Raw genomic sequence first — 10,918 nt, forward strand, 5'->3', positions numbered from 1 at the left:
AAACAAGATGGCTTTTACCAGGACCACCCACGGCAGGGTTGCACGGCATAAGCGCAATATTATCTAAACTGATGGTCGCCATCAACGTACGATGACCCATGCGGGCAGTGGCGAGAGCAGCCTCACAACCAGCATGACCACCACCGATGACGATGACATCATAATTATCTACTGTGTACATATGAATTTCCTTATATATTACTTATATTGAAAGCTTAATTTATTTAAATCACGAGGCCGTAGGCCGAGTTCCCCCTATTCTCCATAGAGTGGAAATGAGGACTTTCAAAAAACGACTTTAACTTCACTGTGGATATTTTGACCCAGAGTCCAGTTCCTCACTGTGAATTTTCTTTAGGCTACGTTGTAGCCTAGAAAATTTTACGTTCGGAACAAAGTGATGCTTGGGTTTAGCCCAGTGTCCAGGTCGCTCGCTGAGCATTTTTCTTCGAAAAATTGCACGCTCCGACCAAAGTGATGTGTGGCTCCCATCGTCGCTAACGCTCCTCTGTTAGCTCACACCCTACTTTATTTACCTAAACAGAATCGACTGAATAGTTCGTCAATCATGGATTCTCTAATTGTATCGCCCGTGATGTCGCCTAAAAGTTCCCAAGCGCTACGCAGGTCAGTAGCTACAAAATCTACAGGCATGCCCATGTCGATAGAGGAGAGGGCTTGTTCGACTTGACTCTTCGCTTGTTCCATGAGGCTAATGTGGCGCACATTACTAATCATGGCGCTATTGTCTTGTTTTACGCGACCGCCGTAGACGAGTTCTTGCACCCATTTGGAAAGAACCGCAGATCCTTCGCCTTCTTTAGCACTGATTCGTTCGATAGCCGTAAAGGTTCCGAGTTCTTTAATATTATCGTCTGTAACGACTTGTGCCACATCGGACTTATTAAGGAGTACGATAGTGTTCAAACCGCTCACAGAGGTTAAAATTTCGATTTCTTCAGGGGTTAAAGGAGTAGACCCGTCTATAACGCAGAGTACAATGTCCGCTTTGTTGATATAATCTCGAGCGCGCTCAACACCGAGGGCCTCCACCGTATCTTGTGTGTCGCGAATACCTGCCGTATCGATGAGGCGCAAGGAAATGCCTTCTACGGTCATATATTCTTCAATACTGTCCCGTGTCGTCCCCGGAATATCCGTTACGATAGCGCGATTTTCGCGCAAGAGAGCATTCATAAGGCTCGATTTACCTGCATTTGGACGGCCTACGATAACCGTTGTAATACCGTCGCGAATTAAACGGCCTGTGTTTGCTGTAGACAAGAGTTCATCCATAACTTTCAAAATAGGTTGCAACTGTTCGCGAACCTCTTGGTTCGTTACGTCTTCGATATCCTCCTCAGGATAGTCGATGGTTACCTCTAAATGAGCAATCATAGCGATGAGCTGTTCACGCACATCTTTCACAAATGAAGAAACAGTCCCGTCAAGCTGAGCCACAGCGAGGGAGAGGGAGTCCTCCGTTTTTGCTTCGATAATATCAATGATCGCCTCCGCTTGCGTGAGGTCGATACGTCCGTTCATAAAGGCACGCTTCGTAAATTCACCGGCATCAGCCATGCGCACATCGTGATTTACGAGGAGTTTCAAGATTTGTCGAACCGGCACAATACCGCCGTGACACTGAATTTCTACCACATCTTCCGCCGTGTAGGAATGAGGGCCTTTCATCAATAACACAAGAACCTCGTCGATGGTCTTGTTCCTCGCTGGATCCACAATGGTCCCATATTGAATCGTTCTATTTTGGCGGTCCATCAAAGGAACGGTGCCAGTGCTCTTGAACAGGCTATTTACAATAGGAAAACTATCCTTGCCACTGACACGAATAATACCAACCCCACCGATGCCGGGTGGTGTCGCAATGGCCGCTATTGTATCATCTATATACATATGTTTCTCCGTATTTCGATGATCTATCATGCCTTTCATAAACCTTATGAAATCTAGATGCATCGTTTTGATTTACTACTTTACGATATACTCTATCGATATATTGTATTCATATATTCTATCGATATATCATATGATAATCTCTTCGCCTGTGAAAGTTAAACTAAACCAATCTTACCCGCGCGAAGATTAACTTAGGTTAGCTTTCACCATAACCTAAAGAATAAAGGGAGCAGCCCTCAAGCAACTGAGAATACCAGTTACTTGAAAGCTGCACCATTATATTTTATTTTTTGTACGAAATCACAACGTGGCGGAACGGTTCGTCCCCTTCGCTGTTCGTAACAATGTGTTTGTCCCCTTGAAGGGCAGTGTGAATGATTTTTCGTTCAAAAGCATTCATCGGTTCTAAGGAAACCTTTTGACGGTTGCGTTTAACCTTAGAAGCCAAGCGTTTCGCAAGATTCACCAATGTTTCTTCTCGGCGAGAACGATAATTTTCCACATCTACAACGATATGGCAATGGCCAGATACATCCTTGTGAGCCACGAGATTTGTTAAATATTGAATAGCATCCAATGTTTGACCATGTTTGCCGATCAAAATACCTAGCTCTTCGCCGTGTACTTGGAATGTAATTTTATCTTTCGTCATCATTTTTTCGATAACTACTTTAAGGCCCATTTGAGTAAACATATCATCAAGGAATTGTTTACCTTTTTCAGCAATTTCTTGTTGATCTTCTTTTGAAAGTTCCTTCTTAGAAGGTTTTTCTTCAACTTCGTCTTCAAAAGTTTCAACCGCTGCTGATTCTTGCACTTCTGTTTCGCTAGTTGCAACCGGCTCGGAAGCAACAGCCACAGATTGTTCTTCTGCTTTAGCTACTTCTTCTACAGCGGCAAATTTAGTCATAGCTGTGAAGAATAAGCGAACAACTGCTGGTTTACGACCAATGCCTAAGAATCCACTAGAAGGTTGTTCTAAGACCTTAGTTTCTACCAATTCTTGGCCTTCAGCGGCCAATTGAGCTACACCTTTAGCAATGGCATCTTCAATGGTTTTAGCAGATACATCGATAAATTCCATAGTGTCTCCTATTTTTTAGCTTCTAAGCCTTTATAAATGAAATGTTGTTGTACAAATTGGAACACATTGGATACGATCCAGTAAATAACTAAACCAGAAGGGAAGTTAAGGGAAATGTAACCAATGAATAGAGGCATAAAGATTGTCATAATCTTTTGTTGTTGCGCAGCAGCACCAGTTGCACCGCTACTAGTTTGACGGGACATAATCCAAGTAGACACCGCACTCAATACTGGCAAGATGTACATAGGATCTGGTTCGCCAAGGCTAGGAAGCCATAAGAAATGTACATAGTTTTGATCGTATGGATAGCTTTGTAAAGCATAAAAGATAGCGATCAAGAATGGCATTTGCACCAATAGAGGCAAGCAGCCAGCTAGAGGGTTAACGCCCATTTCTTTGTACAATGCACCCATTTCCGCTTGCAATCTTGCAGGATCATTTTTGTATTTGTTTTGCAATTCTTGCATGCGAGGCTGTAACTCTTGCATAGCCTTCATGGATTTAATTTGTTTAACAGTAAGTGGTGCTAAAATCGCTTTAATAAAGATTGTTAAAAGGATAATAGCCACACCGTAGCTTGGATAACCTATCATTTGAGTAAATTGGAACGCATATGTTACCAAAGCACTCATTAAATCAATAATAGGTTGGAATACACTACTTAAAAATTCCATTGTTTCTCCTTTTTCTTACAGTCGAAATCGTCCTTTGCGCATCTATATATCGTTATGGTATGGTCTAAATTTCATCCATACAGATGCTTAGGTATTTCCAAATCTGTGCTCGATGGTCATGGTGAAAGTTACTTTCACAAAACATAAAACCAGCCTAAGCCCAAGTGGGTTAGGGAACTGGATCGTAGCCACCCTTATGAAAAGGATGACAGCGAAGAATGCGTTTTAAACCCATCCAGCTACCTTTCAAAGGACCATATTTTTCGATGGCCTGCAGAGTATATGTGGAACATGTCGGATAATAACGGCAACATCCAGGTTTTAAGGGAGATATGGCGAGCTGATAGAACCTAATTAAAAGTCGTAAAAGCATGATTATACAGCGTTTCATGGAAACCTCCATATACACAAAAAGGACCAAAGCCTCTAACTTGTGGTCCTATTTATCATTTTGTATCAATAATTTGCTTTTTCGCAAGAGATACAAAATCTCCTTTTCCGCTTTTTCGTAGGTAGCGTTTTTCAGAGGGCCACGTCCAACAATTACGATATGATACCCTTCGCGAATGGCGTGCTGATTGAGGCGATATACCTCTTTCATCAGGCGTCTAGCTCGATTGCGCTCCACTGCACAACCAACCTTTTTACCTGTTACAAAACCAATGCGAGTAGGTTGCTTTGCCACGGGCATACGATACAGTACACACATGCGGCCTACTTCGTATTTACCGTGCTTATACACAAGGCGATATTCATTATTGTGCGTCAGTCGTCTTGCTTTATCAAGGCAATAATCCATATGCATTGTCCTTAAGTCCTAAGAATAGAAAAACTTGGCAGCAGCGCCAAGTTTTTTCTCCTGCCTAACAGCTATTATATTATGCAGATAAGCGTTTTCTGCCTTTTGCACGTCTTCTTTTTAAAACGAGACGGCCACCGATAGTTTTCATGCGTTCACGGAAACCATGGGTACGTTTTCTCCAAAGAGTATTTGGTTGGTAAGTACGTTTCATTAGTAAAACACCTCCTCGTCATTTTGTATTGTTTTACTTATACCATAACAGGGTAATTATAGAGGTAAAACGTAAATTTGTCAATATAATAAAGGGGTTCTGCTGTGAGTTCTTGTATTTCTGAAAATAATTCTACTACACATTTTATCCTGTAATTGATGTTACGTTTCCAAGGGGAGGAATATAGGGCTCCTTTATCGCTCCATACGACACGTAAAGTCGCTCAAAAGGACCCTATATTCCATCCCTAAGAAACTCTAATCACATCTTAAACACCACTACACGATGTAAACGTAACATCAATTTATCAGCATACAAGAACTCACAACTTTAATCTTTTTATATAAGACAAATTTACCTTTTGATCTCTAGTTGAAAGAAGGGAAGAATAGATGTGGTTTTTTCCCTCCATACGACACGTAAGTCGGTCAAAAATCCACATCTATTCCGTCCCTAACACTATCTAAATACTACTAAAACACGTAGCACCAATATAAAAGTAGTATCAGTTTATATACCAACCTAATAAAAGTCTTTCAGAATACGGATCTAAGGATGTGTTCAAATTTTACCTTTTATTCTCTGGGGAAGGAGATAGGGACCGATATTACGTTTCCAGGGGGAGGAATATAGGGCTCCTTCATCGCTCCATACTCATCGTAAAGTCGCTCAAAAGGACCCTATATTCCCTCCCTAAGAAACCCTAATCACACCTTAAACACCACTACACGATGTAAACGTAACATCAATTTATCAACATACAAGAACTCACCATCTCAATCTTTTTATATTTTGACAAATTTACCTTTTAATCTCTAGTTGAAAGGAGGGAGGATTAGATGCTGTTTATTACTTCTGACTCCTCTCCCCAATTTTCATTTAAGTTGTATAGATAACGTTTTATAAACAGGTCTAACGTAGATTGCTAAAAGGTATATCTATTACTTTTCCGGTTGTGTGTATAAAAATTATAAAATTATATGGTTGGAGGAGGGAAAGTGAAACTACTTTTTGAGCGACTTGCGTCAGGATGGAGCGATAAAAGTAGTTTTACTTTCTATCCCAAAAGTAATAGATATACCCAAGGAATTTTAAAATATACATTATAAACAGTTTATAAAAGTTATCCACAGATTGAATGACAAATTACTTATTTTTTGGTACAATCATAACTGAAATTAGGAAAAATTATATATTTTTACAGGTTTTTGATGGATAACTCTCGAGGTTATCCACATTTTTTCTCTTTTAACTTATAAAAACCAAAAAGTCAGTAATTATCTGATTAGAATAGACTTTTATTTTTACTTATTCACAGGTTATACACAAGTTATTCACAGGAATAATAAGTTTTTCCACAGCTTTTATAATGGTTATACACATTATTCCTAAAGTTATACACATTTATCGCAATAGTTATTCACAAGAGGCACGTCATGCAGTCATTTGATTTAAATAATATATGGGAACATATATTGCTTGAGGCGAAAAAGAATATGCAACATTTACCTGACGCATTATATTTGCGCGTCACGTCATCGTTGATTCCCATGTCTCTCGATAGTCATTCGATCCATATTGGGGTCATGCAAACATTTGTAAAAAACTTAATCGACCAGCAGCCGCAGATTAGTAAAGCTTTACAAGATGCGATTACTACAGTCATCGGCTCTCCTCGAGATATGGTTTTATTCGATTTTAATCAAGAGAGTATAGATACTACCTTTGTTGATGAAAGTCTCATCGATACGCCAGTTGTAGCACCGCCAATGCCTTTACCACCTGTAGTAGAGGAAAAGGCTCATCAAGAGGAGTTTTACACACCAGTCTATCAAGAGCCTATCTACATCGATCGTGCGCCAGCGCCTGTGGATATTCCAGACGAACCAATGGTAGCGGCACCGAAGAAAACAGCAGAAACATTGCCAACATTGCAGTCTGACAATGTACCTGTGGATTTATCGTTATCCAATCTCAATCCAGCGTACCGTTTTGATAACTACGTAACGGGCAACGCGAACCGCATTCCGTTTGGGGCTGCTCAAAATGTAGCTGAGTTCCCTGGTGGAGACTATAATCCGCTCTTTATTTACGGACCTTCAGGCCTCGGTAAAACGCATTTGATGCATGCCATCGGCAATGCTATCAAGGAACATCATCCACATATGAAGGTCATGTCTATTACGAGCGAAAACTTTATGAATATTTTCGTCGAAACATTGCAGCGCAACCAAGGTAAATTATTCCGCAACACGTTCCGCAATATCGATGTTCTCATGATTGACGATATTCAATTCCTTGAAAGCCGTGAAAGTACGAAAACTGAGCTATTTAATACGTTCAATGAATTACTAAATAACAACAAGCAAATCGTACTTACCTCTGATACGATGCCAAACGATATGGAGCAGTTCGAAGATCGTCTTCGCTCTCGTTTCCAAGCTGGCTACATTGCAACAATGGAAAATCCAGATTTAGAAACGCGCATCGCCATCTTCAGATCACTGCTTGAACGAGAATATAAAAAGAACCGCATTATTCGCATCGATAATGACTCTATCAACTACGTAGCATTGCAATTCAGCGAAAACGTCCGCGTTTTGCAAGGTGCTTTCACCAAGCTCATCGGTACAGCATCTATCGATCAACGTCTAGAATCTATCGACCTAGAATACACAAAACACGCCTTGGCTGGCCTCGTTCATACAGAAGAGGTAAACATGGTTAATATTGAAAGCATCCAGAATTTTGTAAGTTCTTATTTCAATATTAAAAAGCAAGATTTGCTCGGCAAAAAAAGGAAAGCCCAATTCGCATTCCCACGGCAAATCGCCATGTATCTATGCCGCGATATGATCAATGAAAGCTATCCACAAATCGCAGCAGCTTTCTCTCGTGACCATACGACAATTCTCCATGCGTACGATAAAATAACGAAGGAAATTGAAAAAAACGAAGAAACTAAACGTATAGTATCGGAAATTAAACAGAAATTAACAACCTGTGGATAACTCTGTGGATATATAGTGAATAACTTTGTTGATATCACAAAACTCGCACTTTGGTGTGAATATGTGGATAAGTAGGTACAAACTATTAACATAGTTATGCACAGGTCATAATTCACATAATTATTGGCGCCGATTCACTTTTACACATATAAACAGGCCCCTACTATTACTACTACTAAAACTAACAAACAATCAAAAAAACAGTAGAAACAGATCTATCATAGAATATCTATAGAGCATCTACGATAGCAAACATAAAATATTACAAACAAAACAAGTCATTAGTAGTGCTTCTACAATATATATAAATCTTAATCACAAACAACATATATATTAGAAAAAATATAGTAGTTAATAATAAAATCTAATTATACAAATTAATATAAAACTTTCAAAAAGGAGTAACATATGCATATTACATTCCCAAAAGCAAATCTCCAAAAAGCAATCAACGTATTGCAAAAGGTATCTCAAAATAAAACAAGTTCTAACTTACCAGGTGCTATTTACATGACCACGAAAAATGGTCAAGTAGAATTGCAAGGTAACGACTTTGAACTTGGTATCCGTTTAACAATTGACGGCGACATCAAAGAACCTGGTACGTTAGTAGTAGGTTCCCGCTATTTCCAAGAATTAATTCGCAAATTACCTGGCGATACTATCGAACTTTACAAACCAGAAGACGGAAATTCTTTGACAATCACATCTGGATCTTCCGAATTTAACCTTGTTACATTACACCCAGATGATTTCTCCTTGGTTGAACAAATTCACGACCAAGATCATGTAAACATCGATAGCTTTGCTATGAAAGAACTTATTGATTTAACAAACTACGCAGCAGCTACTGATGAAGATCGCCCTGTATTTACCGGTGCTCTTCTTGAAATCAATGAAAACGAAGTCACTATGGTTGCTACTGATACACATCGTATGGCTGTTAAGAAAATCACTATCGATGAACCAGCAACTACTCCAATGCGCGCTATCATTCCTACAAAAACGTTAGCTGAAGTATCTCGGTTATTACCAACAGATAATCCAGCAATGATCAATATCATTTGGAATCGTACACAAATCGTTTTTAATTTTGAATCTATTTATATTATTTCTCGTTTGATCGAAGGCACGTATCCTGAATATGAAAAGGTAATTCCTTCCCAATTCGATTCTAGCGCTGTTATCGACCGCCGTGAATTCGCTGGTGCTGTTGATCGCGTATCCTTATTGGCTAAAGACATCAGTTATAACGTAATTCGTTATGATTGGTCTGAAAGCAATGTTACATTGTCTACTCAAAATACTGAAATCGGTATGGCTAAAGAAGACGTAGCTGTTGAATTTAAAGGTACACCTTTTACAATCTCCTTCAATGGTCGTTACATCTCTGATATCTTGCGTCACAGCACAGGTGACAATATCCACTTGTTCTTAAAACAAAATGGTCCTGTTGTCATTCGCCAAGACAATAATCCGAACTATACATACGTAGTAACACCAGTTCGCACAAATGCATGACCTTTATCACATAGGAGAACTTTATGAAAGAGCAACAGCAGGTACCCATTCATACGGAGTACATTCAAATTGATCAGTTGTTGAAGTTAGAAGGCATCATTGAAACAGGTGGTCAAATTAAATCTTTCATCGATGAAGGCATCCTTACCTTGAATGGTCAGGTCGTAACGGAAAAACGCAAGAAATGCCGCGTTGGTGATGTGATTTCTTGTGAAGGTCTCGATGTAGATCTCATAATTACACAAGAGGAGGCATAATCGGTGAGAATTGACTCACTGCAATTATTTCAGTTTCGTAATTATAAGGATGTACAGATACAGTTTAACCCTGAGATTATCGTTCTGCACGGCACCAATGGGGCTGGTAAGACAAATATCCTCGAATCGATTTATGTTGGTACGATTGGTAAAAGCCATCGTACTAACGATACATCGGATATGCTCATGTTTAATGCTGAAGAAGCAGGTATAGTTGTAAAATTCGAGAAAAAAGATACGCCTCAAAAGGTAAATATTAAATTATTCCGCCAAGGGGCCAAGGATATTCGTTTAAACGATACAAAAATATCTCAAAAAGAACTGATTGGTACATTAAATACAGTTATCTTTTGTCCTGAAGACTTACAGCTCATTAAGGGAACTCCGTCTGGTCGTAGGCGTTTCCTCGATATGGAAATATCTCAGACCAGCGCTACTTACTATCATCAATTGATGCAGTATAATCGGTTGTTACAGCAACGAAATGCAGTTCTAAAAGAATATAGGGGAAAGAATACTATTCCTCTTGAAGAATGGGATTTACAGCTAGCAGATATGGCGAGCTTTATCGTAAAGAAACGATTAGAAAGCCTAAAGAAAATCAATCTGCTCATCGATTTGATGAATCGTAAATTGACAGGTGGCCTCGAGAATTTGACCATTGGTTATGAACAGCCGTATATGGATAATGGTTTCTTAGAATATACAAAAGAAGGCTTTTACGAGCGAATCAAAGCAGCGTTGCCGCAGGATCGTCATCGGTTGAGCACTAGTGTAGGTCCTCATCGCGATGATTTACGATTCTTTTCTGATGCTATGGATTTAAAGAAATTTGGATCGCAAGGTCAGCAACGAACCGCTGTATTGTCCTTAAAGTTGAGTGAACTTGAGTTTATCAAGTCAGAGGTAGGAGAATATCCAGTTCTTCTCTTGGATGATGTATTGAGCGAACTTGATGAGTCAAGACGAGTGAATTTATTGCAGTTTATTCATAAACGAATTCAAACATTTATTACCACTACAGATATTCATGATTTTAAAGATTTGAAATCCGTTCAATTTATTTCTTGTGAAGGGGGAAATGTTCAGTATGGACAGCCTTGATCTTTGTTTACCAAAGGCCTTAGCAGAACTGAATTTACTGGAACAATATAAATTAAATACCCTCGTTCACAAGTGGCGTGATGTAGTAGGCGATGTCATCGCCGATCATACGAAAATTGTGTCTATCAAGCCTCCAGACATGGTTATCAGTGCAGATAATTCCATGTGGATGCAGGAATTACAGATGCAAAAACGACGTATCATCGAGGCTATCAACAAGTATTACCGCCAAGAGGTAATCACCGATATTCGATTCATCATGAAACGTCAGAGCTATGTGAAAGTAGAAATTAATACATCTCTCACGATTCCTGATGAACAGATTATTACAAAA

General features: G+C 39.3%; 12 protein-coding genes. 5 read left to right on the forward strand and 7 right to left on the reverse strand.

Annotated elements, in window-relative coordinates:
• The 7 genes from Q0507_RS02555 to rpmH form a co-directional block, all read right to left on the reverse strand.
• The coding region (locus tag Q0507_RS02555) for an FAD-dependent oxidoreductase (protein WP_298711920.1) at positions 1–181 on the reverse strand (181 nt) is incomplete at its 3' end.
• Between the two features lie 347 nt (positions 182–528).
• Entirely contained in the window at positions 529–1,914 is a 1,386-nt protein-coding gene (gene mnmE, locus Q0507_RS02560) for a tRNA uridine-5-carboxymethylaminomethyl(34) synthesis GTPase MnmE (RefSeq protein ID WP_298711923.1), read from the reverse strand.
• A 286-nt stretch (positions 1,915–2,200) separates the two neighbouring features.
• Positions 2,201–3,001 (reverse strand): RNA-binding cell elongation regulator Jag/EloR, encoded by an 801-nt coding sequence (jag, locus tag Q0507_RS02565; protein ID WP_298711926.1) that lies wholly within the window; start codon positions 2,999–3,001, stop codon positions 2,201–2,203.
• A gap of 8 nt (positions 3,002–3,009) precedes the next feature.
• Positions 3,010–3,678, reverse strand: coding sequence for a YidC/Oxa1 family membrane protein insertase (locus tag Q0507_RS02570; protein WP_298711930.1), 669 nt, complete (start codon positions 3,676–3,678; stop codon positions 3,010–3,012).
• Positions 3,679–3,847: 169 nt separating this feature from the next.
• A complete protein-coding gene (gene yidD, locus Q0507_RS02575) occupies positions 3,848–4,069 on the reverse strand; it encodes a membrane protein insertion efficiency factor YidD (protein WP_295816998.1) in 222 nt (73 codons plus the stop codon).
• 48 nt (positions 4,070–4,117) lie between these two features.
• A complete protein-coding gene (rnpA, locus tag Q0507_RS02580; protein ID WP_004692947.1) occupies positions 4,118–4,477 on the reverse strand; it encodes a ribonuclease P protein component in 360 nt (119 codons plus the stop codon).
• A 79-nt stretch (positions 4,478–4,556) separates the two neighbouring features.
• The gene (rpmH, locus tag Q0507_RS02585; protein ID WP_004692946.1) at positions 4,557–4,691 is read right to left on the reverse strand and encodes a 50S ribosomal protein L34; all 135 of its coding nucleotides are present in this window, start codon (positions 4,689–4,691) and stop codon (positions 4,557–4,559) included.
• A gap of 1,436 nt (positions 4,692–6,127) precedes the next feature.
• Here rpmH and dnaA point away from each other — a divergent pair.
• From dnaA to Q0507_RS02610, 5 genes are all read left to right on the forward strand, one after another.
• Positions 6,128–7,702, forward strand: coding sequence for a chromosomal replication initiator protein DnaA (gene dnaA / locus Q0507_RS02590; RefSeq protein ID WP_298711935.1), 1,575 nt, complete (start codon positions 6,128–6,130; stop codon positions 7,700–7,702).
• Between the two features lie 408 nt (positions 7,703–8,110).
• The gene (gene dnaN / locus Q0507_RS02595; protein ID WP_024061177.1) at positions 8,111–9,223 is read left to right on the forward strand and encodes a DNA polymerase III subunit beta; all 1,113 of its coding nucleotides are present in this window, start codon (positions 8,111–8,113) and stop codon (positions 9,221–9,223) included.
• 23 nt (positions 9,224–9,246) lie between these two features.
• Positions 9,247–9,480 (forward strand): RNA-binding S4 domain-containing protein, encoded by a 234-nt coding sequence (locus Q0507_RS02600; protein WP_105087308.1) that lies wholly within the window; start codon positions 9,247–9,249, stop codon positions 9,478–9,480.
• Between the two features lie 3 nt (positions 9,481–9,483).
• Entirely contained in the window at positions 9,484–10,584 is a 1,101-nt protein-coding gene (gene recF / locus Q0507_RS02605) for a DNA replication/repair protein RecF (protein WP_298711946.1), read from the forward strand.
• On the forward strand, positions 10,571–10,918 hold a 348-nt coding region (locus Q0507_RS02610), incomplete at its 3' end, for a DUF721 domain-containing protein (RefSeq protein ID WP_298711949.1). The genes recF and Q0507_RS02610, both read left to right, overlap by 14 nt.

The sequence above is a fragment of the uncultured Veillonella sp. genome (genome assembly GCF_938010505.1).
Lineage (GTDB): Bacteria > Bacillota > Negativicutes > Veillonellales > Veillonellaceae > Veillonella.

Bases quoted from the DNA above. Each gene is read 5' to 3' on its own strand.
- mnmE (WP_298711923.1), bottom strand. From the start codon at position 1,914: ATGTATATAGATGATACAATAGCGGCCATTGCGACACCACCCGGCATC.
- jag (WP_298711926.1), bottom strand. From the start codon at position 3,001: ATGGAATTTATCGATGTATCTGCTAAAACCATTGAAGATGCCATTGCT.
- Q0507_RS02570 (WP_298711930.1), bottom strand. From the start codon at position 3,678: ATGGAATTTTTAAGTAGTGTATTCCAACCTATTATTGATTTAATGAGT.
- yidD (WP_295816998.1), bottom strand. From the start codon at position 4,069: ATGAAACGCTGTATAATCATGCTTTTACGACTTTTAATTAGGTTCTAT.
- rnpA (WP_004692947.1), bottom strand. From the start codon at position 4,477: ATGGATTATTGCCTTGATAAAGCAAGACGACTGACGCACAATAATGAA.
- rpmH (WP_004692946.1), bottom strand. From the start codon at position 4,691: ATGAAACGTACTTACCAACCAAATACTCTTTGGAGAAAACGTACCCAT.
- dnaA (WP_298711935.1), top strand. From the start codon at position 6,128: ATGCAGTCATTTGATTTAAATAATATATGGGAACATATATTGCTTGAG.
- dnaN (WP_024061177.1), top strand. From the start codon at position 8,111: ATGCATATTACATTCCCAAAAGCAAATCTCCAAAAAGCAATCAACGTA.
- Q0507_RS02600 (WP_105087308.1), top strand. From the start codon at position 9,247: ATGAAAGAGCAACAGCAGGTACCCATTCATACGGAGTACATTCAAATT.